Annotated in this window: 19 protein-coding genes and 1 tRNA gene; 3 read left to right on the plus strand and 17 right to left on the minus strand. The window is 57.3% G+C overall.

The genetic code is table 11. From position 1 onward, the window contains the following. The 5 genes from EOL43_RS14835 to rpsL all read right to left on the minus strand — a co-directional run. Positions 1–614: GTP-binding protein (locus tag EOL43_RS14835; RefSeq protein ID WP_133489700.1), on the minus strand; the 614-nt coding region annotated here is incomplete at its 3' end. Beyond that, entirely contained in the window at positions 530–1309 is a 780-nt protein-coding gene (locus EOL43_RS14840) for a sulfotransferase family 2 domain-containing protein (protein ID WP_166636258.1), read from the minus strand. The genes EOL43_RS14835 and EOL43_RS14840, both read right to left, overlap by 85 nt. 20 nt (positions 1310–1329) lie before the next feature. Beyond that, a complete protein-coding gene (gene fusA, locus EOL43_RS14845; RefSeq protein ID WP_133489702.1) occupies positions 1330–3447 on the minus strand; it encodes an elongation factor G in 2118 nt (705 codons plus the stop codon). 21 nt (positions 3448–3468) lie between these two features. Further along, positions 3469–3939 (minus strand): 30S ribosomal protein S7, encoded by a 471-nt coding sequence (gene rpsG, locus EOL43_RS14850; protein ID WP_133489703.1) that lies wholly within the window; start codon positions 3937–3939, stop codon positions 3469–3471. Positions 3940–3951: 12 nt separating this feature from the next. Next, positions 3952–4323: a 30S ribosomal protein S12 gene (gene rpsL / locus EOL43_RS14855; RefSeq protein WP_008182915.1), complete on the minus strand. Its 372-nt coding sequence runs from the start codon at positions 4321–4323 to the stop codon at positions 3952–3954. A 351-nt stretch (positions 4324–4674) separates the two neighbouring features. On the opposite strand from rpsL, the gene EOL43_RS14860 reads away from it, so the two are divergent. Beyond that, the gene (locus tag EOL43_RS14860) at positions 4675–5700 is read left to right on the plus strand and encodes a glycosyltransferase family 2 protein (RefSeq protein ID WP_133489704.1); all 1026 of its coding nucleotides are present in this window, start codon (positions 4675–4677) and stop codon (positions 5698–5700) included. Here EOL43_RS14860 and EOL43_RS14865 read toward each other — a convergent pair. From EOL43_RS14865 to EOL43_RS14920, 12 genes are all read right to left on the minus strand, one after another. After that, positions 5697–6572: a DMT family transporter gene (locus EOL43_RS14865; RefSeq protein WP_133489705.1), complete on the minus strand. Its 876-nt coding sequence runs from the start codon at positions 6570–6572 to the stop codon at positions 5697–5699. The two genes, EOL43_RS14860 and EOL43_RS14865, sit on opposite strands and share 4 nt — an antisense overlap. Positions 6573–6689: 117 nt before the next feature. After that, positions 6690–10946: a DNA-directed RNA polymerase subunit beta' gene (gene rpoC / locus EOL43_RS14870; protein WP_133489706.1), complete on the minus strand. Its 4257-nt coding sequence runs from the start codon at positions 10944–10946 to the stop codon at positions 6690–6692. A gap of 50 nt (positions 10947–10996) precedes the next feature. Next, positions 10997–15133, minus strand: coding sequence for a DNA-directed RNA polymerase subunit beta (gene rpoB, locus EOL43_RS14875; RefSeq protein WP_133489707.1), 4137 nt, complete (start codon positions 15131–15133; stop codon positions 10997–10999). A gap of 244 nt (positions 15134–15377) precedes the next feature. Further along, positions 15378–15752 (minus strand): 50S ribosomal protein L7/L12, encoded by a 375-nt coding sequence (rplL, locus tag EOL43_RS14880; RefSeq protein ID WP_133489708.1) that lies wholly within the window; start codon positions 15750–15752, stop codon positions 15378–15380. A gap of 69 nt (positions 15753–15821) precedes the next feature. After that, entirely contained in the window at positions 15822–16334 is a 513-nt protein-coding gene (rplJ, locus tag EOL43_RS14885) for a 50S ribosomal protein L10 (RefSeq protein WP_133489709.1), read from the minus strand. Positions 16335–16786: 452 nt separating this feature from the next. Then, positions 16787–17485 (minus strand): 50S ribosomal protein L1, encoded by a 699-nt coding sequence (gene rplA / locus EOL43_RS14890; protein WP_133489710.1) that lies wholly within the window; start codon positions 17483–17485, stop codon positions 16787–16789. Between the two features lies 1 nt (position 17486). Further along, entirely contained in the window at positions 17487–17912 is a 426-nt protein-coding gene (gene rplK, locus EOL43_RS14895) for a 50S ribosomal protein L11 (RefSeq protein ID WP_133489711.1), read from the minus strand. 106 nt (positions 17913–18018) lie between these two features. Continuing rightward, positions 18019–18552, minus strand: a complete 534-nt coding sequence (nusG, locus tag EOL43_RS14900; protein ID WP_133489712.1) for a transcription termination/antitermination protein NusG — start codon at positions 18550–18552, stop codon at positions 18019–18021. A 155-nt stretch (positions 18553–18707) separates the two neighbouring features. After that, positions 18708–18899, minus strand: coding sequence for a preprotein translocase subunit SecE (secE, locus tag EOL43_RS14905; RefSeq protein WP_133489713.1), 192 nt, complete (start codon positions 18897–18899; stop codon positions 18708–18710). Positions 18900–18968: 69 nt separating this feature from the next. Then, a complete protein-coding gene (locus EOL43_RS14910; RefSeq protein ID WP_133489714.1) occupies positions 18969–19952 on the minus strand; it encodes a nickel/cobalt transporter in 984 nt (327 codons plus the stop codon). After that, positions 19940–20599 carry a DUF1007 family protein gene (locus EOL43_RS14915; RefSeq protein WP_166636259.1) on the minus strand — a complete coding sequence of 220 codons (660 nt, stop codon included), beginning with the start codon at positions 20597–20599 and terminating at the stop codon, positions 19940–19942. Before EOL43_RS14915 ends, EOL43_RS14910 begins: the two co-directional genes overlap by 13 nt. 92 nt (positions 20600–20691) lie before the next feature. Next, positions 20692–20767, minus strand: a tRNA-Trp gene (locus tag EOL43_RS14920). Positions 20768–20868: 101 nt separating this feature from the next. Between EOL43_RS14920 and EOL43_RS14925 the strand changes: the two genes are divergently transcribed. Both EOL43_RS14925 and EOL43_RS14930 read left to right on the plus strand, forming a co-directional pair. Then, entirely contained in the window at positions 20869–21738 is an 870-nt protein-coding gene (locus tag EOL43_RS14925) for a hypothetical protein (RefSeq protein WP_133489716.1), read from the plus strand. Positions 21739–21845: 107 nt separating this feature from the next. After that, on the plus strand, positions 21846–22238 hold the full coding sequence (locus EOL43_RS14930) for a hypothetical protein (RefSeq protein ID WP_133489717.1): 393 nt from the start codon (positions 21846–21848) through the stop codon (positions 22236–22238). The last annotated feature ends 148 nt before the right edge of the window (positions 22239–22386 follow it).

Raw genomic sequence — 22386 nt, forward strand, 5'->3', positions numbered from 1 at the left:
TCAACCGGACGATCCGGGGTCGGGATGTACTCGTCCACAGCAGCCATCAGCTCGCGGATTTTCTCTTCACCGATTTCCGGGTTCTTGCCTTCCATAGCGGCCAGAGCCGAACCTGCGATGATCGGCATGTCGTCGCCCGGGAAGTCGTATTCGTTCATCAGTTCACGAACTTCCATCTCAACCAGCTCGAGCAGCTCTTCGTCGTCTACCTGGTCAACTTTGTTCATGAAAACAACCAGCGCAGGTACACCAACCTGACGCGCCAGCAGGATGTGCTCGCGGGTCTGCGGCATGGGGCCGTCAGCTGCGTTCACAACCAGAATGCCGCCGTCCATCTGGGCCGCACCGGTGATCATGTTCTTGACGTAGTCGGCGTGGCCGGGGCAGTCAACGTGTGCGTAGTGACGGTTCTCGGTCTCGTACTCAACGTGTGCGGTCGAGATGGTGATGCCGCGGGCTTTCTCTTCCGGTGCACCGTCGATCTCGTCGTATGCTTTGAAGTCACCAAAGAATTTGGTGATCGCTGCCGTCAGCGTCGTCTTGCCGTGGTCAACGTGACCAATCGTGCCGATGTTAACGTGCGGTTTACCGCGTTCAAACTTTTCCTTAGCCATGATGGCCTCCTTTTGATGGTCGCGGCACAATCATTTGCAACCGCAAATTTGCTCGAACCGAGATATGGTCCGAATATTTCGATATCTGTCCGGTACTTTTCTAAAATCATCCGACAGACTTCAGCGTTCACATCTTCAGCATTCACACGCTTATGCGACGAATTTCGCCTTTTGGGCAGCACTTGGGTTCCGGCACGTTCGTTAATGTCCGAAAAGGCCTCAGTTATCTCCGACATATTATATATCCTGTCAAAGAAATCTGGGTCTTCCCCCAAGAAATACGTCAGCGGCAGCGAATGTTTTTTGATGATCTTGCTCACCGATTGATAACCAGAGAGCCGCTCGACGAACTCAGCCAAACTTGGCTTTCGGCTGAGTCCCTTTTTTTTCAGTTCGTCTTCAGGCACCTGCTCGATAGCAAACGCGCCATCAATGACTTTTTGCTCGTAACAGGAGACAATTCGATCCACCGGATGGCGGATAACGGCAAACTTCCATGCCGTTTCAGGCCCTTGCCCTTTCAGGCGCGCAAACCTGACCGAACGGAAAACTCCATGAAGCTTTCTACCATCCGCGGCGAATTCCGTGTCTTTGAAGGGCGTCCCATACTCTACGTGTGCGCAGAAATCTTTCAGCGACGAGCATGCGCACTTAGGCACAGGCGCATAGAGTATGTTCGAACCCTTCAAATACACGGTTGATCCACCACTCGAACTTAGGCGTATTTCGCCTGAATTTCGTCCGAGATGTTCTGCGGAACCGGATCGTAGTGCGAGAACTGCATCGTGAACTGCGCACGGCCCGAAGACATCGAGCGCAGCGTGTTGATGTAGCCGAACATGTTGGCCAGCGGAACGTTGGCGTCGATCGCAACGGCGTTGCCGCGCGGCTCTTGGCCTGCCACTTGACCACGACGCGAGGTCAGGTCGCCGATGATACCACCGGTGTATTCCTCGGGCGTGATGACTTCCACTTTCATGATGGGCTCAAGCAGCTTGGCGCCAGCCAGACGCATACCTTCGCGCATACACATACGGGCAGCGATTTCGAAGGCCAGAACCGACGAGTCAACGTCGTGGAACTTACCGTCGATCAGGGCAACCTTGAAGTCGATTACGGGGAAGCCAGCCAGGGGGCCGCTGTCCATAACCGAGTTGATGCCTTTTTCAACACCCGGGATGTATTCCTTCGGAACAGCACCACCAACGATGCGGCTTTCGAACGAATAGCCTTCACCAGCTTCAGTCGGCATGATTTCCATTTTGACTTCAGCGTACTGACCCGAACCACCCGACTGTTTCTTGTGGGTGTAGGTGTGCTCGACCGCTTTCGAGATGGTCTCGCGGTAAGCAACCTGCGGGGCACCAATGTTGGCTTCCACTTTGAATTCGCGCTTCAGACGGTCCACCAGGATGTCCAGGTGAAGTTCGCCCATGCCCTTCATGATGGTCTGGCCCGATTCCAGGTCAGTTTCCACGCGGAACGAGGGGTCTTCAGCGGCCAGACGTGCCAGACCTTGCGACATTTTTTCCTGGTCGCCTTTGGTCTTCGGCTCAACCGCGATCTCGATAACCGGATCGGGGAAGGTCATGGTTTCCAGAACAACCGGATCTTTCGCGTCACACAGAGTGTCACCGGTGGTCGTGTCTTTCAGACCGGCCAGCGCGATGATGTCGCCTGCGAATGCTTCTTCGATCTCTTCACGATCGTTCGAGTGCATCATCATCATACGACCAACGCGTTCTTTTTTGCCTTTGGTCGAGTTCAGGATGCTGTCGCCCTTGTTCAGAACGCCCGAGTAGATACGGGTGAAGGTCAGCGAGCCAACGAAGGGGTCGTTCATGATTTTGAACGCCAGAGCCGAGAAGGCCATGTCGTCGTCCGCACGGCGGGCGATGTCACGGGTTTCTTCTTCGTCACCGGGTTTGAAGCCCATGTAATCCACAACGTCCAGCGGGCTGGGCAGATAGTCGATCACAGCGTTCAGCAGCGGCTGGACACCTTTGTTTTTGAAAGCCGAACCACCCAGAACCGGAACGAAGTCCAGTGCCAGAGTACCTTTGCGCAGCAGTTTGCGCAGGGTATCTGCATCGGGCTCGTTCCCTTCCAGATAGGCTTCCATCGCGTCGTCGTCTTGCTCGACGGCGGCTTCGATCATCTTCTCGCGCCACTCGTTGGCCATGTCCGACAGGCTGTCACGGATCGGTGCTTTGATCCACGATGCGCCAAGGTCTTCACCCTGCCACAGCCACTCTTCCATGTTGACCAGATCGATCAGGCCTTCCAGCTCCGACTCTGCGCCGATCGGAATACCAACCGGAACAGCGCGTGCGCCGGTGCGGTCTTCGATCATGTTCACACAGTTGAAGAAGTCAGCGCCGATCTTGTCCATCTTGTTGACGAACACCATGCGCGGAACCTTGTAGCGGTCAGCCTGACGCCACACGGTTTCGGTCTGGGGTTCAACACCAGCGTTGGCGTCCAGAACACAAACAGCACCGTCGAGAACCGCCAGCGAACGCTCAACTTCAATGGTGAAGTCAACGTGGCCGGGGGTGTCGATGATGTTCATGCGGTGCTTGGGCGTCTGAGCGGTTTCACCGTCTTCGGTGCGTTCCCAGAAAGTGGTCGTCGCAGCCGACGTGATGGTGATGCCGCGTTCCTGCTCCTGCTCCATCCAGTCCATGGTGGCTGCACCATCGTGCACCTCACCGATGTTGTGGGATTTGCCGGTGTAGTACAGGATACGCTCGGAGCAGGTGGTTTTACCTGCGTCGATGTGAGCCATAATACCGAAGTTGCGGTACAGCTCGAGCGGATATTCGCGTGCCATGGTGTTCGTCCTTCCTTGGCGTTACCAGCGGTAATGGCTGAACGCTTTGTTCGCGTCGGCCATTTTGTGAGTGTCTTCGCGTTTCTTAACGGCAGTACCGCGCGAGTTCACAGCGTCCAGAAGTTCGCCGGCAAGACGCTCTTCCATGGTGTTCTCGTTGCGGTTACGAGCAGCCGAGATCAGCCAGCGGATGGCCAGAGCTTCGCGACGCTCGGGGCGAACTTCAACCGGAACCTGGTAGGTGGCACCACCTACGCGGCGCGAGCGAACTTCGACCGACGGTTTTACGTTGTCCAGCGCTTCGTGGAACACTTCCACGGGGGCACGCTTGACTTTGTCTTCAACGCGATCCAGCGCGTTATAGACGATTTTCTCTGCAACCGATTTTTTACCATCGATCATCAGGTTGTTCATGAACTTGGTCAGAACCACATCACCAAATTTGGCATCGGGCAGGACCTGGCGCTTCTCAGCGGCGTGACGACGAGACATATCTGACTCTCCTTACTTCGGACGCTTGGCGCCGTATTTCGAACGACGTTGCTTACGGTCTTTGACGCCCTGGGTATCCAGAACACCACGCAGGATGTGGTAGCGGACACCCGGAAGGTCTTTTACACGACCGCCACGGATCAGAACCACCGAGTGCTCCTGAAGGTTGTGGCTTTCACCGGGGATGTAGGAGATAACCTCGAAGCCGTTGGTCAGGCGAACCTTCGCAACTTTACGCATAGCCGAGTTCGGCTTTTTCGGGGTCGTGGTGTAAACGCGGGTACATACACCGCGCTTCTGGGGGCAAGATTCCAGGTGCTGCGACTTGGAACGCTTGACTTTGGGCTGACGCGGCTTGCGGATCAGCTGTTGGATCGTTGGCATAGGGCTCTTTTCCCGTTTCTCAACTCAGTCTACGCAGGGAAGCCCCCACGCGGTTAAATCTGTTTCGCGTTACAAGTTTGTGACAGGTTGCCCCACACGCGCCCGCAAAACGAAAACCCGCGAGCGTTTCCATTCCGAGGCAAACGTCGCGGTTGGTTCACAGAGGATCGGTGCTTCAAAGTAGCCCGAACTTGATCCCTCAATACTTGGATAGCCGGGGTACACCCAGCTGGATGCTCGCGCGTATAAGGGGAGTCGACGGCGCTGTCAACAGCGGGCCCTCTGCATTGCAGCGCGGCCTGCCCCCTTGTAGGCTGCCGAAAGCTGATTGTTCAAGACCAGGAGTTTCAAATGAAGGGCACTTTGATGCTGGCCTGCATGCGAAACGAAGGGGCGTTCGTGTTGGAATGGTTGGCGTGGAACCGGATGCTTGGTTTCGAGAAGTTCCTGATCATGCATAACGACTGCACCGACCGCATGCCGCAGCTTTTGCGACTGTTGGAACGTCATGGTGTTCTGGCTGCAAAACGGCACCACCCAAAACCGGACGAGACGCCTTTGGGCTCGGCCTACAAGGCGGCGCGCTCGCATCCCTTTTTGAAAGAGTGCGACTGGATGTTTTCGTGCGATGTGGACGAATATCTGGTGATCCGTAAGGGCAATGGCACCATTGACGAGTTGATCGGAAATGGCGCCGAGGAACGGTTCCGCGGCATGTCCATTCATTGGCTGATCTTCGGCACAGGGGACGAGGATCAATGGGAGGACCGGTTCGTCCACCAACGCTTCCTGAAAAGCGCACCAGAAAAGGCCCGGCAAAACAACTGCGTGAAAAGCTTCGTCTATAAACCGTTGGAGTTTGGACGGCTGCGCTCACATGCTCCGAAATTCTGGCGCGGTGAAGGGAAGTGGGACACGGGCAGCAATCACTGGGTCTTCTCAGACGAAAGCTGGTTCGAGGATTTCCACCCCACCCTGAACGCGCTGAACGGATCTCATCACAAGCTGGTCACACATAAGGCGGCGCATCTGAACCACTACATCCTGCAAACGAAAGAGCAGTTTGCCTTCAAGAAAGGCAGCCCAGGGTCCGCCGGGTCGGTCAATCGCTATACGGATGATTTCTTCAACCGTTTCAATCACACCAGCGTCGAGAACACGTCTACGCTGGCCTTCAAAGATCGGTTCGATGCGGAATATGCCAAGCTTGTCGCGATCCCAGGCGTTCTACGCCTGCACCATCTGTGCTGTGCCGATCTGGTGAAAGCGATGTGTGCGAAGCGCGGGGACAACCACCAGAAAGATCCGCGGTTCATCTACCACAAGGACATGGCGCAGAGCCTTCCGAAGCCAGAGCCTCGAAACCAGACAGCCTAACGTGCTACGCTTTGTGCCGCTTTGCGCTCACGAAACAGGGTGAAGAGGCCGGTGCCAACAACAATCGCTGCGCCGATCAAGGTCAGTTGGTTTGGCCATTCATTGAACAAGACCAGCCCAAGGATCAGCGCCCAGATCAGACCCGTGTAGCGGAAGGGCGCCGCGAAGGCGATGTCCCCGACGCGCATCACCATGACCGAGAAGAGGTAGCCCAAGAAAACAAAGAAAGCCGCCATACCCAGCATGGTCGCCGACCAGCCATCAACGGGCGCCCAGTCCACGCCAACAGATGCGACACCAAATCCTATGGTGATCGACAACGCCGCCATGATTGCCACGGTCATCGACGGCGTTTCGGGCGACAGTTTCCGCACCACCAGATCGCGGAAGGTGATGAAACCGACCGCGGCCAGCGCATAAAGCGACCAGACCGAGAAGCCTGCGCCGGGTTGGATGATCAAAAGCACGCCGATGAAGCCCACACCGATCGCTGCCAACCGCCGCCAGCCCAAAGGCTCGGATAAGAAAGCCCATGCGGCCAGCGCGATGACCAACGGCAAGACCTGAAGGATCGCGGTGACGTTGGCGATGGGCATGTGAAACAATGCCGTGAGAAAACAATAGGTTGCGCCGATTTCGCCAACACAGCGCAACCCGATCAGCTTCCATTCCCGGCGCGTCAGGTTGAACCTCAATGTGCCCAAGTAGCGCCCCAAAACGTAGAGCAGTACGCAGGTCAAAACACCCCGTAAGAACACCGCCTGTTCCAGCGGCATAGTTGTCGACAACACTTTCATACAAGCGTCATTGAACGTGTAGCCAGCCATCGAGCCGGTCATCAGCGCGGCGGCTTTGAAGTTGTCCGAAGGCATGGTGGAGTAGATCCTTGAATGCGTTCGGACACCTAAACAGCGTTTTCCGAATGGGCCAAGCCCAAAAAGAAAAGCCCCGCACAAGGCGGGGCTTTCCAAATCTTATGTCAGCGCCGATCAGGGCTGCTCGTCGCCACCCATTTCCGGGGTGTCGACCAGACCCAGATCGTCTTCGGGTGCATCGCCGAACACGTCCTCGACCGGAGCAGCCAGTGCAGCTGCGGCTTCGGCCTCGGCGCGGGCTTCTTCGATCACCTTCTGGTCGCGCTTCTGAGCGATGGCGCGGACCTGCTGGGTTGCCCCACCGGTACCAGCCGGGATCAGACGACCCACGATCACGTTCTCTTTCAGGCCAACCAGCTTGTCGCGTTTGCCCTGAACCGAAGCCTCGGTCAGAACGCGGGTGGTTTCCTGGAACGACGCAGCCGAGATGAACGAACGGGTCTGCAGCGAAGCCTTGGTGATCCCCAACAGGATCGGCTCGGCCGAGGCCAGACGACGCCCTTCAGCGGCGGCTTTTTCGTTCGCAGCCATGAACTCGGCCTTATCGACGTGCTCGCCCTTCAGCAGCGTGGTTTCACCCGAATCCAGGATCTCCCATTTCTGCAGCATCTGGCGCACGATCACTTCGATGTGCTTGTCGTTGATCTTCACGCCCTGCAGACGATACACGTCCTGAACTTCGTCGATCATATAGTCAGCCAGAGCCTCGACACCCATGATGGACAGGATGTCGTGCGGCGCCGGGTTACCGTCCATGATGTATTCACCCTTCTGGATGAAATCACCTTCGGCAACCGGGATGTGTTTGCCTTTGGGCACCATGTATTCCACGGTTTCCATCGACTCATCTGCCGGCTCGATCGAGATGCGACGCTTGTTCTTGTAGTCGCGGCCAAAGCGCACGTAACCATCGATTTCAGCGATGATCGCGTGATCTTTCGGACGACGGGCTTCGAACAGTTCAGCAACACGCGGCAGACCACCGGTGATGTCTTTCGTCTTCGCACCTTCACGCGGGATACGCGCAACAACGTCACCAGCTTTCACGCCTTGACCGTCTTCGACCGACAGAATGGCGTCAACCGACATCGGATAGTGAACCGGGTTGCCCGCATCGTTGCGGACCGGCTCGCCATCTTCTGCGACCAGGATCACTTCCGGCTTCAGCTCGTTGCCTTTCGGCGCCGAACGCCAGTCCGACACGATCTTCTGTGTCATGCCAGTTGCGTCATCGGTTTCGTCACGAACCGAGATGCCGCTGACAAGGTCAACGAACTTCGCGGTACCGTCTTTCTCGGCGATGATCGGCAGAGTGAACGGGTCCCATTCGAACAGCTTGTCGCCACGAGCCACGTCGGCACCATCTTTGACGAACAGTTTCGAACCGTAGCCGATCTTGAACGAAGCACGTTCTTCACCGTTGTCGCCCATGATGGCCATAACCATGTTGCGGCCCATAACGACGATTTCGCCATCACGGTTTTCCAGTACCGACGCGTTGCGATACTCGATCTTGCCTTCTTGGTTGGCTTCCTGGAACGACTGCTGGCCACCTTGCGCAACACCACCAATGTGGAACGTACGCATGGTCAGCTGCGTGCCGGGTTCACCGATCGACTGCGCAGCGATAATGCCGACAGCTTCACCGATGTTCACCTTGGTACCGCGCGCCAGGTCACGACCGTAGCAGTTGGCGCAGACGCCTTCTTCGCTTTCACAGGTCAGCGGGCTGCGAATACGGATGGCGGTCAGGCCAGCCTCTTCCACGGCATCTGCTTTGCGTTCGTCGATGATCTCGTTCTTGGCAACCAGAACTTCTTCGGTGCCCGGAACCAGAACGTCCTCGGCCGCAACACGACCCAGAATGCGCTCCGCCAGCGAGGCCACAACTTCACCGTCGTTTACAGCCGCTTCTGCGGTGATCGAGTTTTCGGTGCCGCAGTCCTGCTCGCGCACGATGCAGTCCTGTGCCACGTCAACCAGACGACGGGTCAGGTAACCCGAGTTCGCGGTTTTCAGAGCGGTATCCGACAGACCCTTACGGGCACCGTGGGTCGAGTTGAAGTACTCGAGCACGGTCAGGCCTTCTTTAAAGTTCGAGATAATCGGCGTTTCGATAATCTCGCCCGAAGGCTTGGCCATCAGGCCGCGCATGCCGCCCAGCTGTTTCATCTGCGTAACCGAGCCACGCGCACCCGAGTGGGCCATCATGTAAACCGAGTTCGGTTCCATTTCCGAGCCGTCTTCAGCGCGTTTGTTCGCCGAGATGGTGTCCATCATGGCGTCGGTGACTTTGTCGTTACACTTCGACCAGGCGTCGACAACTTTGTTGTACTTCTCGCCCAGCGTGATCAGACCGTCCATGTACTGCTGTTCGAACCCCTTAACCTGATCGCGGGTTTCGTCCACGATCGGCCATTTGGTGTCCGGAATAACCATGTCATCCTTACCGAACGAGATGCCAGCCTTGAACGCTTCCTTGAAGCCCATCGACATGATCTGGTCACAGAAGATAACCGACTCTTTCTGACCGCAGTAACGGTAGACGGTGTCGATGACCTGCTGCACTTCTTTCTTACGCAGCAGACGGTTCACAAGGCTAAACGGCGCCTTGTTGTTCTGCGGCAGAAGCGCGCCCAGACGGATACGGCCCGGCGTGGTTTCGAAACGCTGCATGACGACATTGCCTTCGGCATCCACCTGCGGCAGACGCGCCTGAACCTTAGCGTGCAGGTGCACTTCGCCAGCGTCCAGCGCGTGGATCACTTCGTCCACGTCCGAGAACACCATGCCCTCGCCCTTCATGCCTTCACGCTCCATCGAGATGTAGTAAAGGCCAAGGATCATATCCTGCGACGGAACGATGATCGGTGCGCCGTTGGCCGGCGACAGAACGTTGTTCGTCGACATCATCAGGACGCGTGCTTCCAGCTGGGCTTCAAGCGACAGCGGCACGTGAACAGCCATCTGGTCACCGTCGAAGTCAGCGTTGAACGCCGAACAAACAAGCGGGTGCAGCTGGATGGCTTTACCTTCGATCAGAACCGGTTCGAACGCCTGAATGCCAAGACGGTGCAGCGTAGGTGCACGGTTCAGCATGACCGGGTGTTCGCGGATCACTTCGTCCAGAATATCCCAAACTTCGGGACGCTCTTTTTCCACCAGTTTCTTGGCTTGCTTCACAGTGGAAGACAGGCCTTTGGCTTCAAGGCGCGAATAGATGAACGGCTTGAACAGCTCCAGCGCCATCTTCTTCGGCAGACCACATTGGTGCAGCTTCAGTTCCGGACCGGTCACAATGACCGAACGGCCCGAGAAGTCGACGCGCTTACCCAAAAGGTTTTGACGGAAACGACCCTGTTTACCTTTCAGCATGTCCGACAGCGATTTCAGCGGACGCTTGTTGGCGCCGGTGATCACGCGGCCACGACGGCCGTTGTCGAACAGAGCATCGACGGATTCCTGCAGCATCCGCTTTTCGTTGCGGACGATGATGTCAGGGGCGCGCAGCTCGATCAGACGCTTCAGACGGTTGTTCCGGTTGATCACGCGGCGATACAGATCGTTCAGATCCGAGGTCGCGAAACGGCCACCGTCCAGCGGCACCAGCGGGCGCAGCTCGGGCGGGATGACCGGGATCACGGTCAGGATCATCCATTCGGGACGGTTGCCCGATTCAATGAACGACTCAACGATCTTCAGACGCTTGATGATCTTCTTGGGCTTCAGTTCACCGGTTGCTTCGGCCAGATCAGCGCGCAGCTGCTCGGCTTCGGCTTCCAGATCGATCGCCGACAGCATTTCGCGGATGGCTTCAGCACCGATATTGGCGGTGAAGGCGTCCATGCCATAGGTGTCCTGGGCGTCCATGAACTCTTCTTCGGTCATCAGCTGACCATACTGAAGGTCCGTCAGACCAGGCTCGATCACAACGTAGTTTTCGAAGTACAGGATGCGTTCCAGATCACGCAGGGTCATGTCCAGCATGAGGCCGATGCGCGACGGCAGCGACTTCAGGAACCAGATGTGAGCGACAGGGGCTGCCAGCTCGATATGGCCCATACGCTCGCGGCGTACTTTCTGAAGGGTAACTTCAACACCACATTTCTCGCAGACAACGCCGCGATACTTCATGCGCTTATATTTGCCGCACAGGCATTCGTAGTCTTTGACCGGGCCAAAGATACGGGCACAGAACAGGCCGTCACGCTCGGGCTTGAAGGTACGATAGTTGATGGTCTCGGGCTTTTTGATTTCGCCATACGACCACGAAAGGATCCGTTCCGGGCTAGCGAGAGAGACTTTGATCTCGTCAAACACCTTGGGGGCGGCCAGCGGGTTGAACGGGTTGGTTGTCAGTTCCTGGTTCATTTTGCGTTTCCTTTAATCAGGGGAAGGGTGGGAGGGGTAAGGCGGGCGCCTTACTCCTCGCCCTCCGCATCCAGGAGTTCCATGTTGAGGCCGAGGCCGCGGACTTCTTTGACAAGAACGTTGAACGATTCCGGTACACCGGCTTCGAAGTTGTCCTCGCCTTTGACGATGCTCTCGTACACTTTGGTACGGCCAGCAACGTCATCCGACTTGACGGTAAGCATCTCTTGCAGCGTGTAAGCCGCGCCATATGCTTCCAGAGCCCAGACTTCCATCTCACCGAAGCGCTGACCACCGAACTGCGCCTTACCACCCAGCGGCTGCTGGGTAACAAGCGAGTACGGGCCAGTCGAACGGGCGTGGATCTTGTCGTCGACCAGGTGGTGCAGTTTCAGCAGGTACTTCACGCCGACCGTAACCGGACGTGCGAATTGCTCGCCGGTGCGGCCGTCAAACAGGACCGACTGACCCGAGGTGTCGAAACCAGCACGTTCCAGAGCGTTGTTGACGTCTGCTTCCTTGGCACCATCGAAGACCGGGGTCGCGATCGGAACACCGCGGGTCACATTGCCCGCTGCATCCACCAGTTCGTCCTCGTCCATGCCCGAGATGCCTTCTTCGTAGACATCTTCGCCATAGGCGATGCGCATAGCTTCACGAACCGGGGTCAGGTCGCCCGAACGACGATACTCGCCCAGAGCTTCGTCGATGTTCAGACCCAGTCCGCGTGCGGCCCAACCCATGTGGGTTTCAAGGATCTGACCAACGTTCATACGCGACGGAACGCCCAGCGGGTTCAGACAGAAGTCAACCGGCGTACCATCGGCAAGGAACGGCATGTCTTCCATCGGTACAACCTTGGAAATAACACCTTTGTTCCCGTGACGACCGGCCATCTTGTCGCCCGGCTGAAGCTTACGCTTCACGGCAACGAAGACTTTGACCATCTTCATCACACCCGGCGGCAGGTCGTCGCCACGACGGACTTTTTCGACCTTGTCTTCAAAGCGCGCATCCAGAGCACGTTTCTGGGCTTCGAACTGTTCGTTCAGGGCTTCAACGATTTTCGCATCGTCTTCGTCCTCAAGCGCCAGTTGCCACCACTGACCGCGCGACAGACCTTCCAGCAGCTCTTCCGAGATGGTCGAACCGGCTTTCACGCCTTTCGGGCCTTTGACAGCCACTTTGCCCAGGATCATGTCCTTCAGGCGGGCATAGATGTTGCGCTCCAGAATGTGCAGCTCGTCATCACGGTCGCGGGCAAGGCTTTCGACCTCTTCACGCTCGATCTGAAGGGCACGTTCGTCTTTCTCAACCCCGTGGCGGTTGAAGACACGGACCTCAACAACGGTACCGAAGTCACCCGGCTTCACGCGCAGCGACGTGTCGCGTACGTCCGAAGCTTTTTCACCGAAGATGGCGCGCAGAAGCTTTTCTTCCGGCGTCATCGGGCTTTCGCCTTTCGGGGTGATCTTACCAACCAGAATGTCGCCCGGTTCTACATCCGCACCGATGTAAACGATGCCAGCCTCGTCGAGGTTGCGCAGCGCTTCTTCACCGACGTTCGGGATGTCGCGGGTGATTTCTTCCGGCCCAAGCTTGGTGTCACGGGCAGCGACTTCAAACTCTTCGATGTGTACCGAAGTGAAGACGTCATCACGTGCGATACGTTCCGAGATCAGGATCGAGTCTTCGTAGTTGTAGCCGTTCCAAGGCATGAACGCGACGACCACGTTTTTACCCAGTGCCAGTTCGCCCATATCGGTGGACGGACCATCGGCAACCACTTCGCCTTTCGAAACCTTCTGGCCTACTTTCACCAGCGGACGCTGGTTGATGCAGGTGTTCTGGTTCGAACGCTGGAACTTGCGCAGACGGTAGATGTCAACGCCAGCGTCGCCCAGACCCAGATCTTCGGTGGCACGGATCACGATACGGGTGGCGTCCACCTGGTCGATGATCCCGCCGCGCTTGGCCTGAATGGCCGCGCCCGAGTCGATGGCAACCTTGCCTTCAATACCGGTGCCCACAAACGGAGCTTCGGCACGCAGCAGCGGAACTGCCTGACGTTGCATGTTCGAACCCATCAGAGCGCGGTTAGCATCGTCGTTTTCAAGGAATGGGATCAGCGATGCAGCAACCGAGACCAGCTGCTTCGGCGATACGTCAATCAGGTCAACGTTGTCGCGCGGCGCCATGGTGTATTCGCCCGACTGACGGGTGTTCACCAGATCGTTCTCGAAACGACCATCCGCATCCAGATGCGCGTTGGCCTGAGCCACAGTGTGACGCATCTCTTCGGTGGCGGACATATAGTTCACTTCGTCCGTGACCTTGCCGTCCACAACCTTGCGATACGGGGTTTCGATGAAGCCGTACTTGTTCACGCGGGCAAAGGTGGCCAGCGAGTTGATCAGACCAATGTTCGGCCCTTCCGGCGTTTCAATCGGACACATACGGCCATAGTGGGTGGCGTGAACGTCACGCACCTCGAAGCCAGCACGTTCGCGGGTCAGACCACCCGGCCCAAGCGCCGACAGGCGGCGTTTGTGGGTGACTTCCGACAGCGGGTTCGTTTGGTCCATGAACTGCGACAGCTGCGACGAGCCGAAGAACTCGCGAACAGCGGCAGCAGCCGGTTTCGCGTTGATCAGGTCTTGCGGCATCACGGTGTCGATCTCGACCGAGGACATACGTTCCTTGATCGCGCGCTCCATGCGCAGAAGGCCAACGCGGTACTGGTTTTCCATCAGTTCGCCGACCGAACGTACACGACGGTTGCCCAGGTGGTCGATGTCGTCGACGTCGCCACGACCGTCACGCAGGTCTACCAGCGCCTTGATACAGGCGATGATGTCTTCGCGACGCAGGGTGCGCTGGGTGTCTTCCGCATCCAGAGCCAGACGCATGTTCATCTTCACGCGACCAACAGCCGACAGGTCGTAACGCTCGCTGTCGAAGAACAGCGTGTCAAACAGAGCCGAAGCCGCTTCAACCGTGGGCGGCTCGCCCGGGCGCATGACGCGGTAGATGTCCATAAGCGCGGTTTCGCGACCCATGTTTTTGTCAGCGGCCATCGTGTTGCGGATGTAGGCACCCACGTTCACGTTGTCGATGTCCAGAACCGGGATGTCGGTGATGCCCGCATCCAGCAGCTCTTTCAGCGAACCGCCGATCAGCTCGCCGTCTTTGTCGTGCTCAAGCGTCAGCTCGTCACCGGCTTCGACATAGATCGCGCCGGTTTCTTCGTTGATGATGTCTTTGGCGACAAATCGACCAACGATGCTGTCGAACGGCACCAACAGGTCGGTGACTTCGCCCGATTCCATCAGCTTCTTGACGGCGCGCGGGGTGACCTTCTTGCCAGCTTCGGCAATCACTTCACCGGTTTTGGCGTCGATCAGATCCTGTACCGGACGGGTGCCGGCAACGCGCTCGGGGAAGAACTTGGTGACCCAACCTTTGTTCTTCTTCAGCTTGAACTGAACGGTGTCGTAATACGCGTCACAGATGCCTTCCTGGTCCAGACCCAGCGCATACAGCAGGGTGGTCACAGGCAGTTTGCGGCGACGGTCGATACGGGCAAAGACGATGTCTTTGGCGTCGAATTCGAAGTCCAGCCACGAACCACGGTAGGGAATGATGCGGCAGGCGAACAGCAGTTTGCCCGACGAGTGCGTCTTGCCCTTGTCGTGGTCGAAGAATACGCCCGGCGAACGGTGCATCTGGGAAACGATCACGCGCTCGGTGCCGTTGACGACAAAGGTGCCGTTCGGCGTCATCAGGGGCATGTCGCCCATGAACACGTCTTGTTCTTTGATGTCTTTTACCGACTTCGCGCCAGTGTCTTCGTCCACATCAAACACGATCAGACGCAGGGTAACCTTCAGCGGTGCCGAATAGGTCAGGTCGCGCTGTTGGCATTCTTCAACGTCAAATTTCGGCTCTTCCAGCTCATATTTCACGAACTCGAGGATCGAGGTTTCGTTAAAATCTTTAATCGGGAAAACCGACTGGAAAACAGCATTGATGCCTTCGCCGTCCATCGGCTCGGGCTGATCGCCGGAATTCAGGAAAAGGTCGTACGAGCTTTTCTGAACCTCGATCAGGTTCGGCATTTCCAGAACTTCACGGATTTTGCCGTAGTACTTACGCAAGCGTTTCTGGCCAAGATAGGTCTGCGCCATAAGGTATTTACCTTTCATTTCTCAACTGAGGCGCCAACCGTTGGGTCGCCGGCGACACCTCGTCCGAGACGGGGGTTCGAACCAATTCATGGAAACCCGCCCAAGGGTTCCCTCCCGATCCATTGAACCTTTCCCAGAACAACGCCTGCATTCAGGCCCTCTTCAAGACAGGTTCGGCTGGACCCGGATTTCTCCGGGCCCAGCCTTGATTTTGTGGGCCACCGTGGGCCCAAAAGCGTAAAGCTTAAGCCAGTTCGACTTCTGCGCCAGCTGCTTCCAGCTTGGCTTTCACGTCTTCTGCTTCTGCTTTGTCAACGCCTTCTTTGATCTTGCCGCCAGCTTCGACCAGCTCTTTGGCTTCTTTCAGGCCAAGACCGGTGATGCCGCGAACTTCTTTGATCACGTTGATTTTCGAGGCGCCGGCGTTCTTCAGAACAACGTCGAACTCGGTTTTTTCTTCAGCTGCTGCGCCACCGGCGTCGCCGCCAGCTGCCATTACAACTGCGCCGCCAGCGGCGGGCTCGATGCCATACTCGTCTTTGAGGATGGTTTTCAGTTCTTGTGCTTCAAGCAGGGTCAGACCCACGATCTCTTCAGCAAGTTTTTTCAGATCAGCCATTTGACTTCTTTCCGTATTTAGATGTGTTCCAACGTGAGGCGATTTTCCGCTCCGCTGGTCTCTGATTGCTTAAGCAGCCTTTTCCTCGATGGTTTCGAGGATGGATGCGATGTTCGAAGCAGGTGCGCCAATGGCCCCAGCGATGTTCGAAGCAGGTGCACCGATACAGCCAGCGATCGAAGCAATAAGCTCTTCACGCGACGGCATAGCGGCGACGGCTTTAACACCAGCCGGATCCAGAGCATCCTCGCCCATAGCACCACCAAGGATCACGAGCTTCTCGTTATCTTTGGCGTACTTATCCATGACCTTGGCCGCAGCCACAGGATCTTCGGAATAGGCAAGAACGGTCATACCCGTCAGATAGTCGGCGATCGAAGCGGCCGGCTTACCTTCAAGGGCGATTTTGGCGAGCCTGTTCTTGGCAACACGCACCGACCCGCCAGCTTCGCGCATTTGCGAACGCAGGTCCTGCATTTCAGCAACCGTGAGACCGGCGTAGTGGGCAACCACAACGACGCCAGAGCTTTCAAAGATTTGGCCGAGTTCTTCGACCACTTTTTCTTTTTGTGCTCTATCCACAGTTTCACTCCAAGTATGGAGGGTTTGACCCCTCCGGCTCATATTTTACCGAGTTTTCAAGGAAAACCCGGCAATCGGGTCCGCGATAAGGGTCCTTCGCAAAATCGCCCCAAGGCCAAGCGGCCGTGAGAATTCTTTTGTCCATTTCCCATCTCAGGCAGGAATTATGACACTTGTGCGCGGTCGCTTTTCAGCTTGGCCCACCGGCGTCACCCACCGTCTCGGACGAAACGCAAAACAGCGCACGACGAATCGAACGCTGGAATGCTCGGTCTATTTAGGACGTTTCGAAGGGTTTTCCAACCCCTAACAGGGCGCTCGGTCAAGAAACCCCGGACGCCCAGTGCGATGACCCTAGCACAGAATCCCGACTTCTCAAAATTCTCATACGAACCGCATGAAAAAAGGGCGCCCGATCAGGACGCCCTTTTCTGAATTCAGACTGAAGAAACTCAGTTGCCGGTGGCGTTGTCCACGTCCAGCGTTACGCCCGGGCCCATGGTCGAGCTCAGCGAGATTTTCTTCATGTAGGTGCCTTTGGCGCCCGAGGGCTTGGCTTTCTGAACGGCGTCCACAAAGGCGCGCACGTTTTCAACCAGCTTGGCTTCGTCGAACGAGGCTTTGCCCAGGCCAGCGTGAACCACGCCACCTTTTTCAGCCTTGAACTGAACTTCGCCGCCCTTGGCAGCTTCAACAGCTGCTTTGACGTCCATGGTCACGGTGCCCACTTTCGGGTTCGGCATCAGGTTGCGCGGACCCAGAACTTTACCCAGACGGCCAACGATCGGCATCATGTCAGGGGTGGCAATGCAGCGATCGAATTCGATGGTGCCGCCCTGAATGGTTTCCATCAGGTCTTCTGCACCAACGATGTCTGCACCAGCAGCCTGAGCCTCTTCAGCTTTCGGGCCACGAGCAAACACGGCAACGCGCATGGTTTTACCGGTGCCGTTCGGCAGGCCGATAACGCCGCGGACCATCTGGTCAGCGTGACGGGTGTCAACACCCAGCGCCATTGCGATTTCGATGGTTTCGTCGAACTTGGCGTTGGCGTTGCCCTTAACCAGTGCAACAGCGTCTTCAACGCTCAGGTTTTCTTTGCCGGCGAAGGCTTCGCGAGCGGCAGCGGTACGTTTACCCAGTTTTGCCATCTTACTTCACCTCAATGCCCATGGAGCGGGCCGAGCCCAGGATGATCTGCATCGCAGCGTCGATGTCGTTTGCGTTCAGATCTTTCATTTTTGCTTCGGCGATTTCTTTCACCTGAGCAGCAGTCACGGTGCCAACGGTCTCGCGACCGGGGTTGTTTGCACCCGACTTCAGCTTGGCAGCCTTACGCAGGAAGTACGACGCGGGGGGCGTCTTGATGTCCATCGAGAAGGACTTGTCCTGGTAGTAGGTGATCACGGTCGGGCACGGCGCGCCGGGCTCCAGATCCTGCGTCTTGGCGTTGAACGCCTTGCAGAATTCCATGATGTTGATGCCGCGCTGACCCAGTGCGGGGCCGACGGGCGGGCTGGGGTTGGCTTGACCTGCAGGAACCTGCAGTTTCATCGTGCCAGCGAGTTTTTTAGCCATTTGGCTTCTCCTTTAACAACAGCTCGGGGACGCGTCCCTTCGCCTTCTCATTGCCGCGGTCTGGATTGGTGATCGCGATCACCGCCCCTCCCGCGTCTTCAACACGTCAGCCCTGCTTCGAGACCTGCGTGTAATCCAGTTCGACCGGGGTTTCCCGGCCAAAGATCGACACAGCCACCTTCAGGCGCTGGCCTTCTTCGTCCACTTCTTCGACCAGACCGTCGAAGCCTTCGAACGCGCCGTCGGTCACGGCGACTTTCTCGCCGATTTCGAAGCTGATCATCAGCTTCGGTGCCTCGGCGCCTTCTTCGACGCGGCCCAGGATGCCCTGAACTTCGGCGTCACGCATCGGCATCGGACGACCCTGCGGACCCAAGAAGCCGGTGACGCGGTTGATCGACATGATCAGGTGATAGCCCTCGTCCGACATTTCCATGTGGACCAGAACGTAACCCGGCATGAAGCGACGCTCGGTCGTGACCTTCTTGCCGCGGCGCACCTCGATGACCTCTTCGGTCGGCACCAGCACTTCGTCGATCTGGTCCTCAAGACCTTTTTCTTCGACCGAAGCACGGATTGCCTCTGCGATCTTCTTTTCGAAGTTCGACAGCACGCTTACCGAATACCACCGTTTCGCCATGTCAGCCTCTGCATTCCTGCGCCCCGAAGGGACATTTTCAATTTCGTTTCCGGGAACAAAAAATCGGCGTGCAACTTGATTCGCCACACGCCCTTCCCGAAGTGATGCCCGAACTACCCCCGAAATACGCTCATTTCAAGGGCAAAGACCGAGCGTTAGCCGAAGTAGCCCAGCACGGCGGACAGACCGCTGCGGATGCCAAGGTCCACAAGCGAAAAGAACAATGCCGTAAGAGCAGCCAGCACGAACACCATACCGGTGGTCAACATAACCTCACGGCGGGTCGGCCAGGTGACTTTGGACACCTCGGCGCGCACTTGCTGGATGAATTGCAACGGATTGGTCATCTGTTTTCGGCCTTTCATATGATAGGCGGTCAATTACGCAATGCGCACGGGGTTTTCAAGCCTTCACCGTCAAACCACGCCTAAAAGGCCTAAAGCGACGATCACAACCAGCGCGCCAGCGGCGATTTCCAACAGGGGGACAGCGCGTGCGGCCAGTGAACCACCGCCTTCAAGAAGCCCCGCCAACAGTCCTCCGCGCAGCCCGACCGCGACTAAGGCCGTGACAATGGTCACGCTAGCAGTTCCCAACGCCATCGCGACAACGCCCAGTATGCCCTGCCAGACCAAGCCCATCTGCCATGTGAGCACCAAAAGGAACAGCGCGCCCGTGCAGGGTCGGATGGCAACGCCCGCGATCAGGACCGCCAACTCGCGCCAGTTTCCGGCGGCTTCCACATCATGAAGGCCGGGCGCGTGCGCATGTCCGCAGTCGTGGCAGAAGTTGGGATCCGGATGATCGTGGTCATGATGATCATGATGATGGTGGTCGTGGTCGTGGTCGTGGTCGTGGTCGTGGTCGTGGTCGTGGTCGTGGTCGTGCGAATGTGCTTCGGCTCGCGCAATCCGCAACAGCTTCCGCGCACCCCGCACCAACAGATAAAGCCCGATCAACGCAATCGCACCATAGCTCGCATCGGCAAACCAATCCTCGGCCAGTCCGACCATCTGCTGGCGCGTCAGGTTCAGGACCAGCACGCCTGCAAACACCAGCAGGATAGCGCTCATCCCCTGCGCAAGCGAGGACAGCAACGCCACCAAGGACATCCGCCACATGGTCGCGCGCGAGGCCAAAGAATACCCCCCGATCAACACCTTACCGTGCCCCGGCCCGACCGCGTGAAAGAACCCGTAGGAAAAACAGATTGTCAAAAGCGCAAGCAACGCGCCCGGCTCCCCTGCCCTGAGCGCGCGCAATCCGCGTGCCATCGAAGTCTGCACTTGCCGCTGCCAGTCTGCCGCCCAGGCCGACACGCCCTCCAGCGCGCCGGTGGCCCACAGCGCGACACCGACCACCAGAATGACAAGGGATAGGATTGAGATTACTCGGAGCATGTCAGCAACAACTGATCGGCAAACAAATCGCCCACCTCGGGATAACTATCCTCGGAATACTCGACGCTGTCGGGGCCATAAAGCAGGCTCTCCACCTTGTCATAGGCGGCATTCAAATCTGCTGGCACCTGCGCGACACTGCAACTGTCCCGCCCCTGAACGGTGACCGGTAGAACCACGTCATAGGCCACAAAAAAGGTGGGGTCATAGATCTGCACCAACAAAGGATCCACACCGACCGAAAGACGAGTCTCCAGCGGGCGGATGTGCCAGCTGATCACGCGCCCATCCTCGTAGCGCATGCCGTGCTCGACCGGCCCGGACAGAGCTACATCCGCGCCTGCGTTCTGCAAATATAGATCACCGGGAAATCCTGCGGCCCAGTCCACATCCTTGCCTGCATAGGCGTCCAAGGCGGCTTGCTCGGGAACGCCATCCCCGTCCGCATCCAGACCGTTATCTTCGACCATAAGCAACGAATAGAACTCGTCATACGCCCAAAACACCCGCACTCCGGCCAATTGCCCCGCATCGTCGAACAACAGATTCGCACCAGCATCGATGAACACGTGCGGATGACTTGCGAGCGGCAGGGCCGAGGCGGCAATCACCGGAAGGGACAGAAGGGTTGAACGCAAAATACTCATGCTATGGCATGTAACGCGGACCATGCATCACGACAACAGGCACGGGACCGCTAAGCGGTGCATCGCTGGATCGTCACTGTTGGTGAAGGTGGTGGCAGGGGCAGCAGGGTTCGAACCCGCGACCTACGGTTTTGGAGACCGTCGCTCTACCAACTGAGCTATACCCCTAGGACCGAGACAGCGATTATGCCAGCGCGCCCGGATTATCAAGAGCTTTCGTTGACATTTTTGGTGCTATCTTCCACGTAAGCTTAAAAACAGGTTCTGCAATGACCGATCCAGCGATTTTCAAAGACGACCCGTGGGACGCGCTTGATCCAGCCTTGCTGGCGCAAGCGGCAAAGGTGCCGACCATGTTGGCCCCGGAAGAGCAGCGTTTCTATTTCTGGGCCACGTCGGAATGGATGCAGGACAAGGGCGCCGTCGTTGATCTGGGCTGCTTCGTCGGTGGGTCGACTGCGCGGCTGGCCGCCGGACACCAACTTGCGGGCCACACCGGCCTGATCCACGCCTATGACCGGTTCGGCGCAAATGAAGCCGCGAAAGAACACATCCTTTACGCACAAGGCGTCGCGCCGTTCGAGGGAAGTAAAACTCTGGATCTGGCGATCGACCTTCTAACGCCCTGGACCGAACGCATCGCACTGCATCCGGGCCAGATCGAGGAACAAATCTGGGACGAAGGCCCGATCGAGATCTTGGTCATGGATGCGTCGAAATCCGTTCAGACAATGGACGCGATGACCCGCACCTTCTTTCCGTCACTCATTCCCGGCCAGTCGCTGGTGGTACAGCAGGACTATCTGTTCTGGCGCCTGCCCTGGATTGCCATGCAGATGGAACTTCTGGCCGATTATTTTACCCCCGTGGCCAGCGTGCCCGGGCATACGATGGTCTTTCTGAACACCAAGCAGATCGACGACGACGCGTTGAACATCGGGATGGTCACGCCGCGGACGCACGAACAACGCCTGGACCTGCTTGAACGTGCAAAGCAGCGGCTGACCGCCGCTGGCTTTGATGTCACAAAACCCATGGCCGAACAATTCTGGACGTTGCAAAAGCACCCGAACACAGACCGGGCGGGGCATTTTACACAGAAGTGCGAAGTCGAACCTGCCCAAATCGCGCGCCCATGATCGTTTGACATCGATCACTCACATCTGGCTGACACGATTGATTCACCGCAATGATAGGCTGGACTAATACGTGTACCCTCTAACCTGAAGCAAAATGCGAGGGGATCATGGCAAATTGGTTTTCGAAGCTATCGCTTGCGGTTCTGACAGCGGTTTTGATCTACTGGCTTACAACCGGACTGAATCCAGACCCAGCGCCGAAGCAACCACAGGTCACACGCGTTCAAGGGTATGTTGTCGTCCCTGACAACAGTCCAGCGCGCAGCCTTGATGAGCTTGGCGCGGGCGCGACGCTATGCGGCAGCAAGGCAACCATCGACGCTCTTCGAGCTTCGCCACCATTGGTCGCGTTCAACTTACGCGCATTGCAAACCGGAGAGCTGTTCCAAGCCTATCAGGTTGGGATATGCAATGGCGTCCTGTTCCGCGAACTGGCACATGCCAATGCAATCTTTCCTGCTGACCTCGCCGGTGGTCGCGTGATTGAGATCCGAAACTAATCCTCTGCGTCTGATCCGCATTTTGATAGATCTTTCCCCCTCGCAAAAAGGGCGCTCTAGCGAGCGCCCCTTTCTAATCTTCTTCATCTCTCAGGCTCTCGGCGATTTGACTGCGTCAATTCACCTGTCGCCGTAAGAACGCGGTGCG

The sequence above is a fragment of the Aliiroseovarius marinus genome (assembly GCF_004360145.1).
Taxonomy (GTDB): Bacteria; Pseudomonadota; Alphaproteobacteria; order Rhodobacterales; family Rhodobacteraceae; genus Aliiroseovarius; species Aliiroseovarius marinus.